This window comes from Neorhizobium sp. 05N33, from assembly GCF_056397445.1.
In genome coordinates, this window is sequence record NZ_JBFTNK010000010.1 from 161,996 (window position 1) to 183,761 (window position 21,766).

Sequence of the window (21,766 nt, forward strand, 5' to 3'; positions counted from 1 at the left end):
TCAGATCATTTCACCGCACCGGCCATCAGCCCGCGCATGTAATAGCGTTGCAAAAGCAGGAAGACGATCAGGCAGGGGATCGTCATGACCGCGACGCCGGCCTGTACCGCGCCCCAGTTGACCGCGCCGAGACGGCCGGCGCGCACTGCCATCATCAGGACGGGCAGGGTGTATTTCTCGTTGCTGGCCAGGAGGATCAGCGCTGCGAGAAATTCGTTCCAGGCATTGAGGAAGGCGAAGATCGCCACCGTTGCGACGCCCGGCAGCACCAGTGGCAGCAGGACGCGCACCAGCAATCGCAGGTCCCGCGCGCCGTCGATGCGCGCCGCCTCCTCGATCTCCTTCGGCACGGCGTCGAAGGCGTTTCGCATCATGAAGACCGAGAAGGGCAGCTGCAGCGTGACGTAGATAAGCGTCAGCCCGAACAGCGAGTTGTTCAGCCCGAGCTTTGCAAGAATGATGAACAGCGGGGTCAGGATCGATTGGAACGGGATCATCAGCGTGGCAATGATCAAAACGAACAGCACGTTCTTTAGCGGAAACCGGTAGCGGGAGAAGCCGTAACCAGCAAGCAGGCTGACCGCTACGGTCAGCACGACGGTTGCGAGCGACACCAGCAGCGAATTGATCGTGTGCTGCCAGATTCCGGCGCCGAAACCGTCCAGCGATCCATAGGCATCGAGGCTGAAACCATTGGCCGGCCATGGCGGCAGAGGCGGCAGGCGGGCTTCCGCGCCATGGCGAAACGAGGCCAGAAACGCAATGGCGAAGGGCGCCAAGAAGAACAGCGAAATGGCGATGCCGGTAGCATGATAGGCGCCGTTTGATCGGACGGCCTTGCGCGCACGGCGCTGCTTGGCGGGTGTCGTATTTACAGGTGTCACGGTTTTTCCTCCCGGACGCGAAGCAGCCAGAGTTGGATGATGCTGATGGCAACCAGAATGGCGAGAAGTGCTATCGACAAAGCTGCGCCATAGCCGAGATTGAAGGACACGAAGGATTGGTTGAAGATGTAGTAGACCACCGAGATCATCCGGTTCTGCGGCCCACCCGACGTCATGATGTAGAACTGGTCGAAGGCGAGGATCGAGCCGGTCACGGAGATGATCAGCGCCAGGGCGATGGTTTTGCGCATCAAGGGTAGCGTCAGGTGCCGGAAACGCTGCCAGCGGCTTGCGCCATCGATCCGGGCCGCCTCAGTCAGTTCGGCCGGAATGGCCTGAAGACCCGTGAGCAGAATGATCATCGTAAAGCCGGCGATCTTCCAGACGACCATGACGATAATAGTGAGGAAGGCGCTGTCGAAGGTGGCGAGCAGGTTCGGGCTCTTGTCCACCCATCCGAGTGCTTTCAGCGCCGGACCGATGAAGCCGCTGTCGACATTGGCAAGCCACACCCAGAGCAGCGAAGCCGTGGCAAGACCAACGACAACCGGCAGGAAGATGATGGTGCGGTAGGCGCTGACGAAGCGCCGCTGCTTCTCAACGAAGATCGCCAGCGGAAAGGCGACGGCGAAGATCGCGATGGTGACGATGAGGGTATAGTAGGCGGTGAACTGCAGCGCAGACATGAAGCGGGCGTCGTGGAACATGCGGACGTAGTTCCTGAACCCGATCCAGCGCGTGCCACCCATCAGCGGCCAGTTGTGCAGGCTCATCCAGCCGGTGAAGATCACCGGGATGATGAAGAAGGCGATGACGAGTGCCATCGCCGGCGCGATGTAGACCAGCCCGCGCAAGCCGGTTCTGCGGGCGCGCCGGCGTCTGGGCAACAGGGTCTTTGAGCCGGAAACAGTCATCCAGGTGCTCCGCAGAGACGGTGGAAAGGTGACCGGAAGGTGGGCTTTCGCCTTCCGGTCGCAGCAGCCTTGGGGAGGTTACTGGCCGCTGTCGATGATCGACTGCATTTCGCTTTGCGCATTGGCAAAGGCGCCATCGACGTCGTCACCGAAAATGGCGGCGTTGGTGAAGCTCGCCCAGGGGCCGTTCGCGCTGTTGATCAGGTCGTTGAATTGCAGCGTGTAAGGGGTCTTTGCGACCGCGATCGCGTCTATGCCAACCTGCAGGCGTGGATCGAGACCTTGCAGGACCTTTTCGGCAATATCGCCCCGTGTCGGCAGGCTTCCGTATTTGGCCATGATCTTCTGGCCGTCCTCGGAATAGATATATTCCAGAAATTTCTTGACGGCGGCGATCTTCGGCGTCCCCTTGGTGACGACAAAATTGTCACCGCCGGCAAAGGACGACGTACCGCCTGTCGCGCCGGGGATCAGCGTTACGCCGAAATTGATGTCCGGATGCTCGGTCACCAGCGAGCCGATGGCAAAGGCACCAAGGCTCTGCTGGCCGATCTTGCCGTTGGTGAACGAGAGGAAGTTCACCCCATTGTCGCTGGCGGCGCCCGCCGGCACGAGATCCTTCTTGACCATGTTGCGGTAGATATTGATGGCCTGGCGCATTTCCGGCGTATCGAGTGTCGCCGCCTTGCCATCGGCTGACAGGATGTCGGCCCCCGAGCCCCAGACAAGCGGGGTGAAGGTGAAGATCATGCAGCCGCCGCAACCGCCGCCGGAAAAGTAGAAGCCATAGGTATCGTCACCCAAGGCGCGGATTTTTTCGGCATTGGCGGTAATTTCGTCCCAGCTTGCCGGCGCCTTTTCCGGGTTGAGACCGGCCTTCTTGTAGAGGTCCTTGTTCCAGGCGAAGACCGAGGTCTCGACCGACAATGGCAGCCCGTAGATGCGACCATGGTAGCTGCCGAGCTTGACATGGGACGGCGACAGCGAGTTGAAATAGGGCAGGGACTTCGCCCAGTCCGTCAGGTCTTCGAGCTGGCCTGCCGCCGCAAAGGCGGGATTGTAGATCAGGTCCATCGACAGCGCGTCAGGCGCCTGTCCGCCTGCAATCGCCGTCGCATATTTCTGTACCAGTTCGGAGAACGGCACCTCGGTCATCGCGACCTGGCTCTCGTGACTGGAATTATAGGCTTCTACGGTCTTCTTGAAGGCATCGCCGACACCGGTGCGAACCCACATTTCGACCTTTTCGGCCGCCGATGCGCTGGCTACCAGGCACAGGGTTGCGACGCTGGTCGCAGCCAATAAACGCTTGATCATGATACTCCTCCCAATTTGACGCCATTCTCCCTGGCGCTTTGTTCATTCCCTTGGGGTTTGACCCCCGCACGATTGCCGGACGACCAGCCGGCATGGCAGTTTCCGCACGCCCGGCTCGACGGACCGTCCTTCGGCGAGCGCCAGGACGGTCAATCCCGCCTGCCGCCCCAGTTCCTTCAGTTCCATGTCCACCGTCGTCAGCGGTGGCCGGGTCTGGGCCGCGACAATCTCCCAATTGTCGAAGCCGATCACCGAAACATCTTCCGGCACCTTGATGCCGCGTTCGCGCAGGGCATCCACCGTGCCGCGGGCGATCTGGTCGTTGCCGCAGAACAAGGCGTCCGGCTTGTCGCCGGCGCGCTCCCAGAGCAGGCCGACCGCCTCATGGCCCCAGCTTTCCGACCAGACGCCATAAAGAATCTGTTGGCATTCGCCCGCTGCGATGCTGTAGGCATCGGCGCGTTCGCGCACCGAGAAAAAGTCCTTCGGGCCGGTGACATGGACGATCCGGCGCCGCCCGATCGACTGCAGCCACCCGACCGCAAGGGTTGCGCCATGCGCATCGTCCGACCGGAAGATGACGCTGTTCGGCGTCCCTTCGGTGAAGGCATAGACGACCGGAACCGACAGGTTCGAGAGATCGACCGGCAAACTCCTGTCCATCCGCTTGCCGGTGGCGATGATGCCGTCCACCTGCTTGTCGAGCATTGCCTCGACATGGATCTGCCCAAGCGCCGGGTCGTCTTCGATGGCGCAGAGGAAAACCGAAACGCCGTGATCGACCAGTGCCTCCGATACGCCAGCCATTACCGGCAAGGTGAATCGGCCGTAGGTGTCGTTGGTGAGAAGCCCGATCGTGAAGCTGCGCTTGCTGAGCAGGCCGCGCGCAAGGGCGTTCGGACGAAAACCGATATCGGTGGCCACCCGTTTGACCCGTTCGCGTGTCTCGTCTCCCATGCGGCCGGTGTTGTTCAGAGCTTTCGATGCAGTCGAAATGCTGACGGCCGCTGCGGCTGCAACGTCATGAATCGTAATGCGTTTCTTATTCCTCCCCTTATCCAGCCTCTTGTCCTCCTGTTGTGGTGAGAAAACCTTTTACCAGGGAAATTGTCAAGTGAGAAAAGGTTTTCTCAATTCAATGGGCTGAGGTTTCAAGATTCCGCGAATCCCTCAGGCAAAAATGGAATTTTGCCTTCTCGCCCCACATAACTGGGCGAAAGCATGGAAAGGAGAGATCATGACAATGACTTCGGAAGACGTCGCCGCCGTACTCGACCCAGTCGACTGGACACTCGTGACCGAGGTGATAGCAACCGGGGCGACCCAGGCTGAGTTGGCCATCGTCTTTGCGATCGATGACGTCGACCACGACATGGCCGGCCCGGGCGGCGGTTGGCAACGTTGGCCGAACCGGTGCCGATCGAGGCGGTATGGATTACCTCCAGCACGTCTATGGCCCACTCGTTGATCGCAAATTGGCCGAGCATGGCATACCGCATCCAGCTAGCTCGGCACATGAGCGAAAAGAGCGGATGGAAACGTTAGGGGTGGGCCCGCAAAGACCCACCCCTTGGCAAATGCTCGGCTCAGAAGAACCCAAGTTTGTTTGGGTTGTAGCTGACCAGCATGTTCTTGGTCTGCTGATAGTGGTCGAGCATCATCTTGTGCGTCTCGCGCCCAAAGCCCGACTGCTTGTATCCACCGAACGCGGCGTGGGCCGGGTAGGCGTGATAATTGTTGATCCAGACGCGGCCGGCCTGGATTGAGCGACCGAAGCGGTAGCAGCGGTTGGCGTCACGGCTCCACACGCCGGCCCCAAGGCCGTATATGGTGTCATTAGCGATTTGCAGCGCCTCCGCCTCATTCTTGAACGTCGTGACAGAAACCACTGGGCCGAAGATCTCTTCCTGGAAGACCCGCATCTTGTTGTGGCCCTTCAGGATCGTTGGTTGAACGTAAAAGCCGCTGGAAAGGTCCCCGTCAAGGCGCGCGGCATCCCCTCCGATCAGTACCTCTGCGCCTTCTTCCACGCCGATCGTCAGATAGGACAGGATCTTGTTCTGCTGTTCCTGGCTCGCCTGTGCTCCCACCATCGTCTGCATGTCGCGAGGGTCACCTTGTTTGATCGCGCGCACCCGCTCGATGCAGCGTGCGATGAACGCCTCGTAGATGTCTTCCTGGATAAGCGCACGACTGGGGCAAGTGCAGACCTCGCCCTGGTTGAAGGCAAATAGGACGAACCCTTCGACGGCCTTGTCAAGGAACGCGTCATCCTCTGCCATCACATCGGAGAAGAAGATGTTCGGGGACTTGCCGCCCAATTCCAGGGTTACCGGGATCAGGTTTTCGGTTGCCGCCTGCATGATGATGCGCCCGGTCTCGGTGGAGCCGGTGAAGGCGATCTTTGCAATGCGGGGGGATCTGGCCAGTGGGCCTCCCACCTCGGGTCCCATCCCGTTGACGATATTCAGGACGCCGTCCGGCAGGAGGTCGGCGATCAGTTCCATCAGCACCATGATGGCCGCTGGTGTCTGTTCGGCAGGCTTCAGTACAATGCAGTTGCCGGCGGCAAGTGCGGGGGCCAGCTTCCAGGCGGCCATCAGGATTGAAAAGTTCCACGGAATGATCTGTCCGACGACGCCAAGCGGCTCGTGATAGTGATAGGCGACCGTGTCGGCGTCGATTTCGGACATGGTGCCTTCCTGGGCACGCAACACAGAAGCGAAATAGCGGAAGTGGTCGACTGAAAGCGGGATATCTGCCGCGGTGGTTTCGCGGATCGGCTTGCCGTTATCCCACGTCTCAGCCTGCGCCAGAAGCTGGAGATTGTCTTCCAACCGGTCGGCGATCTTCAAGAGGATGTTGGCGCGTTCGCTTGCCGAGGTCCGGCCCCAGGCCTCCTTGGCATCGTGGGCCGCATCCAGCGCCAGATCAACGTCGGCCCCGTCCGATCGAGCAACTTCGCAGACCTTTGCGCCAGTGATCGGGGTGATGTTGTCGAAATATCGGCCGTGGACTGGGGGAACGAACTTGCCGCCGATGAAATTGTCATAGCGGTCCTTGAAGGGCGAGACATGGATGCTCGCCGGCTTGGTCATGATGTTCATGGAAATACTCCTCCGTGTGATCGGATCCTCCACCCGATCACATCTAGATGCGCCAGAAAGGTCGGCTGGTCAGCCTGGGGGAGAGGGTCAGGGGTCCAAAACGTCCCAAATCTGAGACAGGTGGGCGCGCTATTCGCCGATATGCAGCCGTCTCATGCGCCGGTAAAGGGTCGCGCGGCCGATCCCCAACCGCCGAGCGGCCTCCGACACGTTGCCCTCGGTACGAGCAAGGGCACGCATCACGGCGGCTCGTTCCGCAGCGTCGAACCCCAGGCACTCGTCTCCCCCGCCGAAGAGATCCGACGCAGGGCGGGGTTTAAGCAAACCCGTGGGCTCCAATCTGAATACCCGACGTGCGCCCCGTGTTGCCCCGACGACAAGGTCGTCGGCATCCACAGCCAAAAGCACCGACATCTCGGCGTCGTCCGTATGTGCCACCACGATGCGGGAATTTGGAAATGTAGCGCGGAAGTAATCGGCCTCGATGGACCGCGCGGTCTGCGCCACCATCGCCGAGATGAGCCGATTGAATCCTTCCGTCTGGTCGACCCGGGCAGAAGACACATCGAGCGCGGCGATGATGCCGCCATCGGCACCGAAGACCGGAGCATCCATGCAACTCATCCCCGTGTTGCGGGCGAAGAAGTGTTCGTCGCGGTGGATCGTGACGCTTCTTTTCTCGGTCAGGCAGGTGCCTATTCCGTTGGTGCCTTCGCTGGCCTCGCTCCAGTCCGCGCCGGGCCATAGGCCCCATTCCCGGAAGGCTGTCAGATCGGAATCCTTGCAGCGCTGATCCAGGATCACACCATCGCAATCGGTCAGAAGAACACCGCACCCTGATGCACCCACCAGGCCAAAGAGATGGTCAAGCCTTGCTGTTGCAACCCTCATGAAGCGATCCAGGCAAGCTCGTCGGTGGTCGAGTTCCGCCTCCTCGACCCGATCGTTCGGTCGGCGCGCCGCCGGATCCAGCCGGTGATGTTCCATTGATCGTCGCCAGGAAGCTGCAAGCGGACTCCGCGCCGCGTCCGATGCGGACGCGATAACCTTTGCAACCCTGTTCACGTGATCGGTTTCGCCGCGGATGATACGTCCTCCCTGGCGGTAAGCTTACCACCTCCTTGGGCTGCGGCAATATGAATCCCGCCGGCAGCCCCGCCTCAGGTTAAACGGGTAACCTGGCCTGGACGTTCCGGGCTCGAGAGCGCGAGTGTGCACCGCTGGGATGGCTGGTTAGGCGGCCAGGCGAAGGGCACTTTCCGCTTCCACGATGAATTCGGCCTGGCGGTCGACCTGATTGGAAACAAGAGGGTCGACCTGAAGCCGCTGCTCACCGGAACCTATCCCCTCGAAGACGCCGGCATGGCATTCGAGGCGGCCTCTGCATGGTGGCAGGCGGTCAGCAATCCCGGGGCAGCCGTCCTTGCCGTCAGTCCGGGCTCCTGTTCCGCGCAGATCGAAGTGGCCTTCCAGCAACGCGTCCGAAATCGGCATCCGCTCGGGGGATTGGCAGGGCTTGGAAGATCACCTTGCAGCACGATGCGCTTGCGATGCCCGCGAAGCCTTGGGTCCGGCGTCGGAACGGCCGACATCAGGGCCTGCGTATAGGGATGTGCCGGCGCGCTGAAGATCGATTGTTTCGGCCCGGTCTCGATGATCTTGCCGAGATACATGACCATCACACGATCCGCGACGTGCCGCACGACGGCAAGGTCGTGCGCGACGAAAAGCATCGCCAGATTGCGCTCGCGCCTCAGCCTGGCGAGCAGATTGACGACCTGTGCCTGGACCGAGACGTCGAGGGCCGAGACGGGTTCGTCGCAGACGAGGAGCGTCGGGTTGAGTGTCAGGGCGCGCGCGATTCCAAGCCGCTGCCGCTGGCCGCCTGAAAATTCCGAAGGATAGCGGTCCGCATGTTCCGCACGCAGCCCCACGGATTCAAGCAGCTTGACCGCCTCCTCCCGCCAGCGGGCCTTTGGCATGGCGCCCGGATGCAACGCCCACGGTTCGGAGATCAGCCGGTCGACCCGCATGCGCGGATTAAGTGACTGGTATGGGTCCTGGAAGACGATCTGCATCTTGCGGCGCAATTCATGCAGCTCCCTTCCGCTCGCTTTGGTGATTTCCACGCCATCGAGAACGGCGCTGCCGCTGGTCGCCGGCCCGAGCTTCAGGAGCGTCCTGACCAGGGAAGTCTTGCCGCAACCGCTTTCGCCGACAAGGCCGAGCGTCTCTCCGCGGGCGATCTCGAAGCTGACGTCATCGACTGCGCGCACGGGCGTCGCGCCGCTGCCGAAGTGCCGGGAAAGGTTTTCGACTTTGAGAAGAGGCTGGTTCATGCTGTCAACACCGGGAAATGGCAGGCGGCCTGCCGGCCGGGCCCCACGGTTTCAAGGGGAGGGACGACCTCGGCGCAGAGCCCTTCGGCGCGCGGACAGCGCGTCCTGAACGCGCAGCCTGAAGGAAGGGCGACGGGATTGGGCGCCGAGCCGGGGATCGGCACCAGTTCGTCCTCATCGGTATCCATGCGCGGCTGCGAGGCGAGCAGGCCGACGCTATAGGGATGTCGCGCATCCTCGAAAAGTTCGAAGACATTTGCGGTCTCGACGATCCGGCCGGCATACATGACGGCCACGCGGTCCGCGAGTTCGGCTACCACGCCCAGATCGTGGGTGATGAAGATCATTCCTGCATCGCTGCGTTTGCGGATTGTGGCCAGAAGATCAACCACCTGCGCCTGGATCGTGACGTCGAGCGCCGTCGTTGGCTCGTCGGCGATGATGACATCCGGTTCGAGTGCTACGGCCATGGCGATCATGATGCGCTGGCGCATGCCACCGGAAAATTCGTGCGGATATTGGCGCGCCCGACGTTCAGGATCGGGAATGCCGATTGCCGTCAGGAGGTCGATCACGGCCTTCTCGACGCCGCCCTCGGGGTGGCGGCCGTGGATGCGGTACATCTCCGCGATCTGCCAGCCGACGGGATAGACGGGATTGAGTGCCGCAAGCGCATCCTGAAAGATGAGGGCGATCCGGTTGCCGCAGAGATCTCGCCGCTCGTTGCGCGAAAGCTTCAACAGTTCCGCCCCGTCGAAGCGGATCGACCCCCGGTCGATCGCGCCCGGAGGATTGGGAACGAGGTCCATGATGGCAGATGCGGTCACGGACTTGCCGGAGCCGCTTTCGCCAAGAAGGGCCAGGACTTCACCGCGTTCCAGCGAGAAGGAGACGCCATTGAGTGCGAATATGCGGCCGGACGCCGTATCAAAACTGACTTGCAGGTCCTCGACTTCGAGAAGGGCCATCAGCGCCTCCGGCTTACAAGACGCCAGTGCTGCGACGGATCGTTGACGATCCGGAACCAGTTGGCGAGCAGGTTGAAGGACATGGTGGTGAGCATGACGGCGAGGCCGGGGAAAAAGCCGAGCCACCAGGCGGACGATAGATAGCCCTGGCCCTGGGCGACCATCAGGCCCCAACTCACCGAAGGCGGCTGAATGCCGAGGCCGAGATAGCTCAGGCCGGATTCGAACAACATGACCATGGCGAGATTGACCGAGGCGAGCGTCAGCATGGTGGGTGCGACGCTAGGGAGGATGTGGGTGCGCAGGATCCAGGTCGGTCCGCCACCGAAGACGCGCGCCGCATCGACGAAAAGTCGTTCGCGGACCTCCAGCGTTTCGGCTCTTGCGACGCGGATATAGGCCGGCATTCGAGTGACGGCGAGCACGATCACGAGGTTGCTGACGCTCGGACCGAACAGATAGAGACCGAAGAGTGCCACCAGCAGGGTCGGGAAACCGAGAATGATATCGCAGATCCGCATGATGACGTTTCCGACGATGCCGCCGAAATACCCGGCAATCACGCCCAGCAGCGTTCCGCCGATCAGGCTTGTCAGCACGGTCACCACGGCGATGCCGATCGTCGTCGAAGCCGCCTGAATGAGGCGGACGAGGAGCGGCCGTCCGAGTGCGTCGGCACCCAGCCACAAAGTCCAGGACTGGCCGAAGTCGAACGGCGGCAAGTTGCGCGCCTTCAGCGAAATGCGATTGTCGCCCAGGAGCGACAGGGAATCGGTGAAGATGGCGAGCACGACGATCAGCAGCCAGATCGCCGCGGCGACGGCCATCGGGTCACCCGCGAGCGCACGCAGGAGCCAGAGGATGCGGCGGCTACGGCGCTCGCGGGCCGGGAGGAATTCGGCAGACGTGTCTGTCATTCGACCCTCACGCGCGGGTCGATCGAGGCATAAAGCATGTCGACCAGGATATTGATGACGAAGATCACGACCGCGACGGCAAAGATCGATGCCTGGACGATTGCGAAGTCGCGTTTCAGGATGCCGTCGATCAGGAGTTTGCCGATGCCGGGAAACCCGAAGACCACCTCGACGACGCCGCCACCGCCGGCGAACTGGGCGGCAAGGTCGCCGGTCACCGTGACCGCGGGCAGGAGAGCATTGCGGAGCGCGTGCACGAAGGTGACCCGTCCGTCACGCGCGCCCTTGGCCCGCGCCGTCCGGACGAATGTCGCATTCAGCGCTTCAATCATCGAGCCGCGGACGATCTGCACCAGAGTTCCGAAAGGTCGGGCAAACAGGCAGGCGACGGGCAGCACCCAGTAAATCGGGCCGCCGAAGCCTGACGTCGGCAGAATGCGGAAGGTAACCGCAAAAAGAAGCACGCCCATCAGGCCGAGCCAGAAATCCGGCACGCTTGCGGCTGCCTGCGACAGGACATTGACGCCCCGGTCGATCCAGCCACCGGCATTCACGGCAGCAATGGATCCCATGACGATCGCGGCGGTGAAGGCCAGAGCCAAGGCGATGGCGCCAAGTGCCAGCGTGTTCGGCAGCGCCTCCAGCACCACGTCCATGGCCGGGCGATTGTGCCAGAGAGACATTCCGAAATCGAGGCTGAGAATATCCCAAGCCCAATCGAAGAACTGGGCCAGGAGCGAGCGATCGAGCCCAAGGCGGATGCGCATGGCTTCGCGCGCCGCATCCGAAGCGTCGACCGGCAGGTAGAGATTGACGGGATCGCCCGTCAACCGCACGAGGAAGAAGGCGGATGTCATCAGCGCCGCAAGCGCGAGCGCCGCGAAGGCCGCACGTTTCAGGAAATAGGTGAAGGACATCCGCTCTCCTCAAGCGACATACAAGCCGCCGGCCGGGCAGATCAGCGGTAGCTGATCGACTTCAACTTGATCTCGTTGCCGGCCTGCACATCAGGCGTATAGTTCACGTTCTTGGCGACACGGGCGATCGTGACCATGTGAAAGAGCGGTGCGATGTTGACCGTATCGACGGCGATGTACTTGAAGGCTTGCTGGAACAGCTTCTTGCGCTCGTCACCGGTCGCCTTCGAGGCATCGGCGATCAGCTTGTCGAGACCGGCGTCCGTGATGGTCGACTGGTTGCCATTCGTGGTAAAGCGGTTCGGCAGCGTGAACACGGCATCGCCCTCGGCATTGTCGATCTGCGTCTGCAGGATCGAGGGCGGGCGATCCTTGTTCCACGGCTTCAGCAGCCGCTTCAGCCACGGGCTTGTCTCGAGCATTTCAAGCCGAGCGTTGAAACCGGCATCCGCCAACATGGCCTGAATGGCCTCCAGGCTTTCGGACGAGTTCGGATAGATGCCGATGCGGCCGTAGATGACGATCTCCTTGTCGACCGGCACGCCATCCGCCTTGGCGGCCGCAAGCAAGGACTTCGCCTTTTCCGGATCGTAGTGCCAAACGGGAATGTCAGGATTGAAGCCGAAGACCGACGGCGGCACGACCTGCATCGCCTTTTGAGCGTCCTTGTGGAAGATCGTTCCGATGAGGCCATCCCTGTCGATCGCAAGATTGAGTGCTTCGCGAACGCGCTTGTCATTGAGGGGCGCGATCTGCGCATCGATCCTCAAGAGCGAGGTTTCGGCGTTTGGGAAGGCGTGATCCTGCCCGGTGGTGCCGTCCTGGGGTGCAATTTCATAGGCGATCTGCGCTTCGCCGGTGTCGACCATCGCGGCTCGCACCGCGGACTCGGAGCGCCAGATGATCGTCGCTTTGGGAATTGCAGGCTTGTCGCCCCAATAGCCTTCATAGGCCACGAGACCGACGGACTGGCCGGGCGTCCACGCGACCAGCTTGTAAGGTCCGGTTCCAGCTGGGTTGCGCGTCTTGGCGTCGCTCGGGGTTGCCGGCGAACCGATGTCCAGGGCGGACAGCTTGTTCGGGAGGATTGGCTCGACAACGTCCGTCTTTACGAGGAGGGTCGTCGGATTCACGGCTTCTGCATTGAGTTTGATGCCCTTTAGCGTGGCTTGTCCCACTTCGCAGGCGAGCGCCGGATCCTGGGCGCGCTTCAGAGCCGCGATGACCGCATTGGCATCGAACGCCTTGCCGTCATGGAAGGTCACGCGTTGGCGCAGCTTGAACTCCCAGGTCAGGCTATCGACCTGCCGCCAGCTGGTGGCGAGGCTCGGGACGACAGAACCATCCTTGGGGCTGAGATTGACGAGCGCTTCGGTGATGTTGTTGTGCAGAATGCGTGAATTGCCCGAGAGGTCCGTATCGCAGGGATCGAGTGATTTCGGCTCGTCCGTCACCACGACCGTCAGTTTGTCCGGGGCCGCGCGAGCGGGAATTGCGACGCTTGCCGTCAACGACATTGCAAGCCCCATGCTCAACGCATGGATACCCATGATCTTCTTCATAAAAGCCCTCCTCCAAATCCAATCGAACCGCATACGGCGCTTCGGTGATCTCTTCCTCAAAGTCATCCGGGTCCGCGGGGACAGCCGCGCTCAAATGGCTTTACTTCCTCCTGCAAGTGCGTAGTGTCAAATATGACACTTGCGACCCCAACATGCTCGTTCGATCTCAAGAAGTCAAGGCAAGCAATCCGCATATGGAATTTGAAGTTCATGATTGAACCAAAGCATGGGTCTCCGGTGGTGGAAAAGACGGCGCATCTACTGGAGGCGGTCGCCGATGCGAGGACCGGTATTTCGCTCGGCGCATTGGTCGATCAGCTCGGAGTGCCTCGTTCGACCGTGTATCGCATCCTCAATTCACTGACCGCGCATGGGCTTGTGGCTCGGGTGAATGGCGGAGCTTCCTACGAGCTGGGGCCGAAATTCGTGCAGCTCGCGCGGCGTATTTCGCCCGGCGCGGATAGGGTGACGTTGATCGAGGCGGCGAGGCCGATCCTGGCAGCCGCGGCCGACAGGATCTACGAATCCTTCAGGCTGGCGGCACCCGAAGGTAATGAAATGATGACGATATTTGCGGCTTCTAGCCCTGGCGACTACGCCCTGTTCATCAAGGTCGGCGGACGTTCGCGCAAGCATGTCGGTGCTGCCGGCAAGCTTGCTCTGGCCTATTCCGACTACAACGAGATCGAGGTCTACTGCGCCGGCGGGCTGGAGGCCCGGACTCCGTATACGATCACCGATCCTGAGACGTTGAAGGAGGCGCTCGCTGAAATTCGCCGCAGCGGAAGTGCGGAAGACAATCAGGAATCCAATCTCGGCCTGCGAGCTTTCGCTGCTCCCATTTTTGATTCAGCAAGTCGCTTGGTCGCCACCGTCAGCGTGCCGTTCATCGGCGAGGCGACGCCGGAGCGCGCTCGATCAATCAAGCGCGAGGTCCTCGACGCCGCTGCCATGGTGATGAAGGCTATCAACGGCATTCATCCAATGTCCAAATAAGAGACTAAAAATTCCTTATTGAACTATCGTGTCGTTATGCTAGACCTCGCAGCCGGGCAAACGGAGGTTATCATGACGGCTTTGGACCCATTGGTTTACGCAAAGCTTTTGCGGACAAATTCTGCGACCCTGAGTAGCTTGCTGCTGAAGCGTGGGCTCAGGAACACCGCGGTTCGCGGCGTGCGACCGCTGGCCACCGCCGCCAAGCCGATGATCGGCCCGGCCGTCACCGTTCGCTACATTCCAGCCCGAGAGGATATCGACGGCTCGACCTACAGTTCCGATCCGTCCAATCAGCAGCGCAAGGCGATCGACACGATGCCCGAGGGGCACGTTCTCGTGTTCGATTGCCGCGAGCTGGCGGAGATTGCCGGGATTGGCGCGATGCTGGCCCGGCGCCTTGTCTACCGCGGATGCGCTGGCCTTGTGCTGGATGGCGGCGTTCGCGATACGACCGATATCGCCCAGCTCGGGCTCCCGACCTATTGCATGGGCCCGGCGGCGCCGGCCAATCTGGTTGCCCACCACGCCTCGGATATGAACCAGCCGATCGCCTGCGGCGGTGTTGCGGTTTATCCCGACGATATCATCTTCGGCGACAGCGAGGCTGTCATCGTCATCCCCCGGGAATATGTGAACGAGATCGCAGACGAGGCCGTTGCAATGGAGGAGCAGGAGGAGTTCCTGAAGCTGGAGATCGAGTCTGGCAAATCGACACTTGGCGTCTATCCGCCAAACAAGGAAACCCTCGAGCGGTTCGAGGTTTGGCGTAAGGCTCGTGTTGACGCCGTTTGACGCCTACAATTGCCAACGTCCGGCTGGTTCAGTCCAGTAACTTACCGAGCGGTGATGTCAGGTTAACTGCAGCTGAAAGATTTTGCGGCCATCTCGCCGTCATGAGCCAGAGTCCGGTCAGCTTGCGGCGTAAGCCGCCAAGCCTCGAGCGAGATTGACGCGGGGGCTGCGGGCACTGATAGCGGTTCGCCGATCAGGAGCCCGTCTTGCGCCGGCGTGACCTTCCTAGCCGTTCCATGGATTGATCATATCAATACCGAAACCTTCAAAATCTTTGGTGTTGCGCGTCGCGAGGGTGAGATGGTGTGCTATCGCGGTGGCGGCGATTAATCCGTCCATTGAAGCCAGTCCGCGGCCACTCTGTTTGGCAAATGCCATGAGATCGCCCCATGATAGGGCGACAGGCTCTTCCACCGGAATCACCCGCCCCTCGAAACGCTGCGGCAGGTCATGCGAAAGCCATTCCGCCAGAGTGTCGCGTTTTCGCTCGCTGTCCATCAAAGCGACGCCTCGGCGGATTTCTGCGATTGATATGATGCTGATATAGGCGCGGTCTTCGTCGAGTCCGCCAAGCCACTCTAAAACGCGTGCGTCGGGACGGGGCTTTGTTACTTCAGACAGAACGTTGGTGTCGATGAGCAGTCTCACAGCGGCAGGTCACGTGGCTCATCGCGTTCACGATCCAGATCCAAGCCGGCACCGCGGAGCGGCGAGTCCATGAGGAATTCTGCAAGTGATCCTTTGCGTGCTATTTTCCGCTGCCATTCTTCCGCCGAAACGACAACCACGCTTGGTTTTCCGTTCCGCGTGATTGTCTGGGGCGCTGATTGTGCTCGCTCGATGACCTCGGAGAGTTTTGCTTTGGCGCCAGCGACCGTCCAGATCCTATCATCGTGTGCTGATGGCCGCATTGCTCGCTCCTGACTATAATGACCATCATGACTATATGAGGCGGTGGGCTCGAGCGCAAGCCTTCGCAGCAATTCGTTCGCTGAAAAAACTAGATAACGCCTTTGCTGAAAATGAAGCATCCATAGGGGCCTGGATCGGAGGTTCTTACGATCGCAAACGATTTTTTTGCTTCTTCGTAAAATGTGAAACGCTCCAATGCCTCCATTTGGACGGGTCGTCCTTCAGCTTGATCTATGACCTTCTGTATTGTCGCGAAGATTGGCGCCTGACCAGCGACGTCACCGACAACTTGCATCCGTTTCACCGGTGCGTCGACGAAGGTATCAAGAGGAAAGAGTTTCAGAACAGCTTCCGCAAGACGCTCGAGGCCGCAGCCGGAAACGTCGATGAGACGGCTGTAGGTTGTATGTCGGGCGATTGTCTGTGCGGGATGGTTGATGTCGCACAAGACCAGTTGGTCGCCGTGCCCCATCAGCATCAAAGCATGCATCAGTTCAGCATTTAACACCGGATCGATTCCCCTCAGCACCTCGTTATTCTCCCTCTGGATCAGATCAATTCTTTACGAATGAAGGAATGTTTGTAATGTTCGTAACTGCAGCGGTCTCCTCCGTGCATTTTTTTCTCCGTTATCCCTGGCGATCTAGATAGGTTGCGGCTTTTCACTGGCTCAGCGAAGCCGCTGAGAATGCGCCCCGGCAGGTACCAAAGAAATCTCGACCGAGAGACTTTACAATATTTTGCCACTATGTGAAGTCTATGGGGCGGATGACGTCCTCCCAAGATAAGCCGGATGGCGACAGGTCTAGCTGATGGCTTTACCTGTCGCCGCCCTCCAGGAGGATCGATCAAACGGCGCGAGGAGTGCGCGGCGCCGCAGGAGGAGGACAGCTTTTGGCATCGATGAATATCGTCAATGTCGGAAAGGCCTATGGAAGCCTGACGGTGATCCATGGTGTTTCCGTCGAAATTCCCAACGGCGAATTCGTCGTTCTGGTAGGGCCGTCCGGTTGCGGAAAATCGACACTGCTGCGCATGGTCGCCGGTCTCGAGCCGATAACTTTCGGAGATATTCGCATCGACGGCAAGGTGGTCAACGACCTGCCGCCGAAGGACCGCGATATCGCCATGGTATTTCAGAGCTATGCGCTCTATCCGCATAAAACGGTGGCCGAGAACATGGGTTTCGCCCTGAAGATGCGCGGCGAGACCAGGGCGGATATTGACGAGCGCGTGCGCAAGGCTGCCGAGATACTCGACCTGATGCCGTATCTTGCGCGTTATCCCCGCCAGCTTTCCGGGGGCCAGCGCCAGCGTGTGGCGATGGGAAGGGCGATCGTGCGCGATCCCAAGGTGTTCCTGTTCGATGAGCCGCTCTCCAACCTCGACGCCAAGCTGCGCGTACAGATGCGCGCCGAGATCAAGGAATTGCAGCGGCGTCTAGCGACGACCATGATCTATGTGACGCACGATCAGGTGGAGGCCATGACCATGGCCGACCGGATCGTGGTGCTGCGCGACGGACGCGTCGAGCAGATCGGTTCGCCGCGGACGCTCTACGATACGCCGGCAAACACCTTCGTTGCCGGTTTCATCGGCTCCCCGTCGATGAACCTGATCAAGGGGCATATCCGCGCCGCCGCGGAGCCGTTCTTCGAGACCGATGAGGGCATTCGACTGCCGCTCGATCGCGCGCCTGCGGGCTCGGACGGGCGCCCGGCTTTTTACGGCATCCGGCCGGAGCATTTCACGCTCGGCGGCGCGGTCAGCGCCCATGTGACGGTCGTGGAATCGACCGGATCGGAAACGCAGGTCTTTGCAAGGCTCGGGCAGCAGAAAATCATCGGCGTTTTTCGCGACCGCATTGAGGAACCCTCGGACCATGTGATCGCGATGACGCCGAACGCAAACCTCGTCCATCTGTTTGATGCCGAGAGCGGACTGAGGCTCGACTGAGAGTTTGGCCGGCGCTTCGAGGAGGGGGCGCCGGCAGCCACGAACGGTGGCGTTCTATCAAAGGGAGGAGACCCACATGAAAGTCAGTGATTTCGAGAGAATGATGGCGATCGACCTCAGCCGGCGTGCCATTCTGAAGACGAGTGCCAGCCTCGGTGCCCTGGCTGCAACGAGCGGCATGCTCGGTTCGCCTGGAACGGCCTTTGCGCAGGATGCGACGCTGCGCAGCCAGATCCTGCAGGTGCCGGGCGTCGGCAAAGGGTCTCCAACCGACGCCGATTGGCAGAAGGTCGGTGGGATGTGCCTGGAAGCGACGAAGAAGAGCGTGAAACAGGGCGAGTTCGCTGGCGTCCAGTTGTCTTTCATGGGGCTGAACAACCAGAACCTGCATAACGTCCTGTTCCGGGGCTTCCTCAAGCCTTGGGAAGACTATACCGGCGCCAGGATCACGTGGATTGACCTCGCGCAAGCCGACTACAGTCCACGCCTGCAGCAGGCGATCGCCACGGGTACTGTCGATTTCGACCTGCTCGAAATGGGCGCGCCGTTCGAGGGCGATGTCTGCGGCAAGGGGCTGGCGTCGGAGATGCCGGACTGGGTCAAGGCCCAGATCGACATGGACGACTATGTCGACTACCTCAAGGCGCCGGTCGGCACCTGGGACGGCAAGACCTACCGCGTCTCGGTCGATGGCGATTGCCACAACTTCAACTACCGCACCGACTACTTCACCGATGCCGGCCTCGCGAAAGCCTGGAAGGACGAAGGCCACCAGGGTGAGTGGGGCGTTCCGAAGACCTGGCAGAAGGTTCAGGAGGTCACCAAGTTCCTCAAGGGCAAGACCGTCGGCGGTATGGAAGCCGTCGGCTATCTCGACGCACCGAAGGCCTGGGGCGGTTTCGGCTTCTACTTCCTCGGCAGCCGCGCCACCGCCTATGCCAAGCATCCCAATGACAAGGCCTGGCTATTCGACACCGATACGATGAAGCCGCGGATCAACAACCCGGCATGGGTCCGCGCGATCCAGGACATCATTGACGCCCTGCCATCGGAAGCGGGCGACCAGCTCAATGCCGACCCGGGCACGACAGCCTTCCAGCAATTCCTGGCCGGCACCGGTTCCATGGTCTCCTGGTGGGGGGATGTGGGCGCAAGCGCGCGCACCAGCGACAGCTCCGTCGTCGGCGAGACCATCGGCTTCGATATTCTTCCGGGATCGGACGATGTCTACAATGCCAAGACCGGCAAATGGGAAAAGCTCGCAAGCGGGCCGAACCATGCGCCGAACATGGCCTACCTCGGATGGGGCGTCTATGTGATGGCTCGAGTCGACAGAGACGAGAAAAAGAAGAAGGCGGCATGGAGTGCGGCCGCCCATCTTGGCGGCAAGGACCTGGCGCTCTGGACGGCCGCCTATCCATCCGGCTTCCAGTGCTATCGTAAAAGCCAGTTCAACATCAAGGAATGGGTGTCGGCCGGTTACGACGAGGCGTTCATCTCAGGCTATCTCGCTTCGCAGTCGAATTCCTACAACCACCCGAACGCTGCAATCGAGCCGCGCATTCCGGGCATCTTCCAGTATTACAGCGTCGCGGAAGACGAACTGGCCAAGGTATTCGCCGGACGGGCGACCGCTCAGGCCGGTGCCGATGCGATTGCTGCGGCGTGGGAGAAGATCACTGATCAGCTTGGCCGCGACAAGCAGCTCGCGCTCTACAAGGCCTCGCTCGGGGCCTGACACCCGCGGGGCAGTTTCGGCTGTCTCCTTAATGATCTCAGGCGGCGCAGAGTCGTGTCGCCGGAGCCTCTGCCCGCTTCAGCACGCCTTCTGCCCAAGGGTCTTGCCTATGTCGCATACGGTTACGCCAGCCATCAGCCCCCTGGAGCGGACGGCGGTCCAGCACACCGCCGCCCGGCGCGGCCGGCTTTTGATCGTTGCCGCGAGCATCTTGTTATTCGCCGTCCTCGTTCTTCAGATCCTCGAGGCGGGCGGGGTTACGGCGCTCGGGCTTGTCAGCTGGCGATCGTTGCTGTTTGCCTATATCTTCTGGGCGGTGGCCTTGTGTGCGAGCCAGGTGATGATCCGTGGAGAGGCAGGGCAGCGCGCCGTCTTCGTCCTTCCAGCCATCCTCTTCACCGTCGCCATGGTGGTTTTCCCGACCGTCTTCGGGCTTTATATCGCCTTCACGGATTGGAATCTGAGCGCGGCTGCCGGCCGACGCTTCAACGGGCTGGACAATCTACGCGCGCTGTTTGCGGACGTGTATTTCTGGAACGCGCTCCTGAACATGGTCTACTACGTTCTCTCGGTACTCGTTCAATATGCCATCGCCTTCGGGCTGGCGCTCTTGCTCAACACCGAGATCAAGGCCCGAAAATTCTTCCGTGTCGCCTTTCTCCTGCCGCTGATGCTGAGCCCGGTGGCGGTCAGCTGGATGATCGGCAAGTCGCTGATGGAGTACCGGTTCGGCCCGGCCGCGACGCTCGCGCGCCATCTCGGCTGGGACAACCCGGCCTTTTTCTCGACGCCCTGGCTTGCACGCACCGCGATCATGGCGATGGACGCCTGGGTGTCGATCCCGTTCATGATGATCCTGTTGCTTGCCGGCCTTCAGGCACTTCCTTCCGAAATCAAGGAGGCGGCAAAAGTCGACGGTGCGTCCGGCTGGCAGAGTTTCAAGGAGATTACCTTTCCGCTGATGCTTCCGGTCAGTATGACGGCGATCATCCTGCGCATTATCTTTCAGCTGAAGCTCGCCGATATCGTCATCAACGTCACCGCCGGCGGACCGGGCGGGGCGACGGATACCGTGTCGAGCTTCATCTTCCGGGAATATCGTGACCGTTCCAATGTCGGTTACGGGACCATGCTTGCGGAATTCTATCTCGTCATCATCATCATCTTCGTCGCGCTCATCCTCAAAGGGGCGAGCCGATGGATGCAACGTGAAAATTGAGGCGAAGCCCATGGCGATTACCGCTGAAACATCCGATAAGCCGGGAAGCCTTTGGTCGCGGCGCCCGCAATTCCTGACCACCAGCCTGCTCATCTATGCGGCTTTGGTCTTCTGGGCCTTCGTCTCGCTCTTTCCGATCTACTGGACGATCACGACCTCGTTCAAGACAGCCGTCAACGTCACGCAGGGGCATCTGATCCCGTTTGTGGACTTCACGCCGGACTGGAGAGGCTGGCGTTCACTCGGCCTCTCGCCGGATACGATCCTTGCGCCATCAACCGTGCGGGACGAGTTCCTCCGCCGGTTTTTCAACAGCATCGTGGCGTCCGCCGGGGCCTCGTTCCTGGCGGTGCTCATTGGGTCGCTGGCGGCCTATGGGCTCAGCCGGTTCACCTACAAGTTCCTTTGGATGGCGAACAAGGATATTTCCTTCTTCTTCCTGTCGCAGTTGATCCTGCCGCCGGTCGTGCTCGCCATGCCGTTCCTGGTTCTCTACAAAAACTTGCTGCTGCTCGATACACTGATCGGTCTGATCCTCGTCTATACGCTCATGGTACTGCCAATCGTGATCTGGATCATGCGCGACCAGTTCGACACGATTCCGGTCGAGCTGGAACAGGCGGCATTGGTGGACGGCTGTTCGATCTGGGGCGCTTATCTGCGGATCGTTCTGCCGATCGCGCTGCCCGGCATGGTGGCAGCTTTCATCCTTTCGGTCATTCTGTGCTGGAACGAATATTTCTTTGCTGCGCTGCTGACGAGTTCGAATGCCAAGACACTGCCGGTGATGGTGGCCAGCCAGACGGGGTCGCAGGGGATCAACTGGTGGTCGATGGCCGCCATCGCCACGGCCGCGATCATGCCGCTGGTCCTCGTCGGAATCTTTCTGGAGCGCTATATCGTCAAGGGGCTGACGGCGGGCGCCGTCAAATAAATGGCATTGAGGAGGACATTATGCTCAAGAATATTCATCCGGCGCTGAATGCCGACGTGCTGCACGCGCTTCGCTCCATGGGGCATGGCGACACGCTGGTCGTCTCCGACACCAACTTCCCGAGCGACAGCGTCGCCCGACCGACGGTCGTCGGCCGGCCGCTCAGCATTGCCAATCTCTCGGCTCGTGACGCGATCCGTGCCATTCTCTCGGTGCTGCCGCTCGACACGCCGCTCCAGAATTCTGCCGGTCGCATGGAAGTCATGGGCGCGCCGGGCGAAATTCCGACCG

Annotated in this window: 21 protein-coding genes and 1 pseudogene; 8 read left to right on the forward strand and 14 right to left on the reverse strand. The window is 60.8% G+C overall.

Annotated elements, in window-relative coordinates:
- Positions 1-5: 5 nt before the first annotated feature.
- The 6 genes from AC1DLT_RS22870 to AC1DLT_RS22895 form a co-directional block, all read right to left on the reverse strand.
- On the reverse strand, positions 6-884 hold the full coding sequence (locus tag AC1DLT_RS22870) for a carbohydrate ABC transporter permease (RefSeq protein ID WP_477488268.1): 879 nt from the start codon (positions 882-884) through the stop codon (positions 6-8).
- Positions 881-1,798, reverse strand: coding sequence for a carbohydrate ABC transporter permease (locus AC1DLT_RS22875; protein WP_477488269.1), 918 nt, complete (start codon positions 1,796-1,798; stop codon positions 881-883). The genes AC1DLT_RS22870 and AC1DLT_RS22875 overlap by 4 nt, the downstream gene beginning before the upstream one ends.
- Before the next feature lie 78 nt (positions 1,799-1,876).
- Positions 1,877-3,115 carry an ABC transporter substrate-binding protein gene (locus AC1DLT_RS22880; RefSeq protein WP_247033864.1) on the reverse strand — a complete coding sequence of 413 codons (1,239 nt, stop codon included), beginning with the start codon at positions 3,113-3,115 and terminating at the stop codon, positions 1,877-1,879.
- A gap of 42 nt (positions 3,116-3,157) precedes the next feature.
- Entirely contained in the window at positions 3,158-4,144 is a 987-nt protein-coding gene (locus AC1DLT_RS22885; protein ID WP_477488290.1) for a LacI family DNA-binding transcriptional regulator, read from the reverse strand.
- 557 nt (positions 4,145-4,701) lie between these two features.
- Complete coding sequence (gene adh / locus AC1DLT_RS22890) at positions 4,702-6,213, reverse strand: aldehyde dehydrogenase (RefSeq protein ID WP_477488291.1); 1,512 nt, start codon at positions 6,211-6,213, stop codon at positions 4,702-4,704.
- Positions 6,214-6,351: 138 nt separating this feature from the next.
- Complete coding sequence (locus AC1DLT_RS22895; protein WP_477488270.1) at positions 6,352-7,209, reverse strand: helix-turn-helix domain-containing protein; 858 nt, start codon at positions 7,207-7,209, stop codon at positions 6,352-6,354.
- A gap of 255 nt (positions 7,210-7,464) precedes the next feature.
- Between AC1DLT_RS22895 and AC1DLT_RS22900 the strand changes: the two are divergent.
- Positions 7,465-7,605, forward strand: a pseudogene (locus AC1DLT_RS22900) (L-idonate 5-dehydrogenase); the annotation flags it as partial.
- Here AC1DLT_RS22900 and AC1DLT_RS22905 read toward each other — a convergent pair.
- The 5 genes from AC1DLT_RS22905 to AC1DLT_RS22925 are packed head-to-tail and all read right to left on the reverse strand — an operon-like array spanning position 7,563 to position 12,925.
- On the reverse strand, positions 7,563-8,561 hold the full coding sequence (locus AC1DLT_RS22905) for an ABC transporter ATP-binding protein (RefSeq protein ID WP_477488271.1): 999 nt from the start codon (positions 8,559-8,561) through the stop codon (positions 7,563-7,565). The pseudogene AC1DLT_RS22900 and the gene AC1DLT_RS22905 sit on opposite strands and share 43 nt — an antisense overlap.
- Positions 8,558-9,529, reverse strand: coding sequence for an ABC transporter ATP-binding protein (locus AC1DLT_RS22910; protein WP_477488272.1), 972 nt, complete (start codon positions 9,527-9,529; stop codon positions 8,558-8,560). The genes AC1DLT_RS22905 and AC1DLT_RS22910 overlap by 4 nt, the downstream gene beginning before the upstream one ends.
- The gene (locus AC1DLT_RS22915) at positions 9,529-10,446 is read right to left on the reverse strand and encodes an ABC transporter permease (protein ID WP_105428065.1); all 918 of its coding nucleotides are present in this window, start codon (positions 10,444-10,446) and stop codon (positions 9,529-9,531) included. The genes AC1DLT_RS22910 and AC1DLT_RS22915 overlap by 1 nt, the downstream gene beginning before the upstream one ends.
- A complete protein-coding gene (locus tag AC1DLT_RS22920) occupies positions 10,443-11,363 on the reverse strand; it encodes an ABC transporter permease (RefSeq protein WP_041364102.1) in 921 nt (306 codons plus the stop codon). The genes AC1DLT_RS22915 and AC1DLT_RS22920 overlap by 4 nt, the downstream gene beginning before the upstream one ends.
- Before the next feature lie 41 nt (positions 11,364-11,404).
- Positions 11,405-12,925: an ABC transporter substrate-binding protein gene (locus tag AC1DLT_RS22925; protein WP_477488273.1), complete on the reverse strand. Its 1,521-nt coding sequence runs from the start codon at positions 12,923-12,925 to the stop codon at positions 11,405-11,407.
- A 210-nt stretch (positions 12,926-13,135) separates the two neighbouring features.
- Between AC1DLT_RS22925 and AC1DLT_RS22930 the strand changes: the two genes are divergently transcribed.
- Entirely contained in the window at positions 13,136-13,921 is a 786-nt protein-coding gene (locus tag AC1DLT_RS22930; RefSeq protein WP_477488292.1) for an IclR family transcriptional regulator, read from the forward strand.
- 72 nt (positions 13,922-13,993) lie between these two features.
- The gene (locus AC1DLT_RS22935) at positions 13,994-14,716 is read left to right on the forward strand and encodes a ribonuclease activity regulator RraA (RefSeq protein WP_477488274.1); all 723 of its coding nucleotides are present in this window, start codon (positions 13,994-13,996) and stop codon (positions 14,714-14,716) included.
- 225 nt (positions 14,717-14,941) lie between these two features.
- Here the strand turns inward: AC1DLT_RS22935 and AC1DLT_RS22940 are convergent, their stop codons facing one another.
- The 3 genes from AC1DLT_RS22940 to AC1DLT_RS22950 all read right to left on the reverse strand — a co-directional run bounded on the left by AC1DLT_RS22940 (position 14,942) and on the right by AC1DLT_RS22950 (position 16,157).
- A complete protein-coding gene (locus tag AC1DLT_RS22940; RefSeq protein ID WP_477488275.1) occupies positions 14,942-15,364 on the reverse strand; it encodes a PIN domain-containing protein in 423 nt (140 codons plus the stop codon).
- Positions 15,361-15,627: a type II toxin-antitoxin system Phd/YefM family antitoxin gene (locus AC1DLT_RS22945; RefSeq protein WP_040124185.1), complete on the reverse strand. Its 267-nt coding sequence runs from the start codon at positions 15,625-15,627 to the stop codon at positions 15,361-15,363. Before AC1DLT_RS22945 ends, AC1DLT_RS22940 begins: the two co-directional genes overlap by 4 nt.
- 89 nt (positions 15,628-15,716) lie before the next feature.
- Positions 15,717-16,157, reverse strand: coding sequence for an RbsD/FucU family protein (locus tag AC1DLT_RS22950; RefSeq protein WP_247033875.1), 441 nt, complete (start codon positions 16,155-16,157; stop codon positions 15,717-15,719).
- Positions 16,158-16,522: 365 nt separating this feature from the next.
- On the opposite strand from AC1DLT_RS22950, the gene AC1DLT_RS22955 reads away from it, so the two are divergent.
- The 5 genes from AC1DLT_RS22955 to AC1DLT_RS22975 form a co-directional block, all read left to right on the forward strand.
- Positions 16,523-17,584, forward strand: a complete 1,062-nt coding sequence (locus AC1DLT_RS22955) for an ABC transporter ATP-binding protein (RefSeq protein ID WP_477488276.1) — start codon at positions 16,523-16,525, stop codon at positions 17,582-17,584.
- A gap of 76 nt (positions 17,585-17,660) precedes the next feature.
- On the forward strand, positions 17,661-19,322 hold the full coding sequence (locus tag AC1DLT_RS22960; RefSeq protein ID WP_477488277.1) for an ABC transporter substrate-binding protein: 1,662 nt from the start codon (positions 17,661-17,663) through the stop codon (positions 19,320-19,322).
- A 109-nt stretch (positions 19,323-19,431) separates the two neighbouring features.
- Positions 19,432-20,541 (forward strand): carbohydrate ABC transporter permease, encoded by a 1,110-nt coding sequence (locus AC1DLT_RS22965; RefSeq protein ID WP_477488278.1) that lies wholly within the window; start codon positions 19,432-19,434, stop codon positions 20,539-20,541.
- A 10-nt stretch (positions 20,542-20,551) separates the two neighbouring features.
- Positions 20,552-21,475, forward strand: coding sequence for a carbohydrate ABC transporter permease (locus AC1DLT_RS22970; RefSeq protein WP_477481802.1), 924 nt, complete (start codon positions 20,552-20,554; stop codon positions 21,473-21,475).
- Positions 21,476-21,495: 20 nt separating this feature from the next.
- Positions 21,496-21,766: RbsD/FucU domain-containing protein (locus AC1DLT_RS22975; RefSeq protein ID WP_477488279.1), on the forward strand; the 271-nt coding region annotated here is incomplete at its 3' end.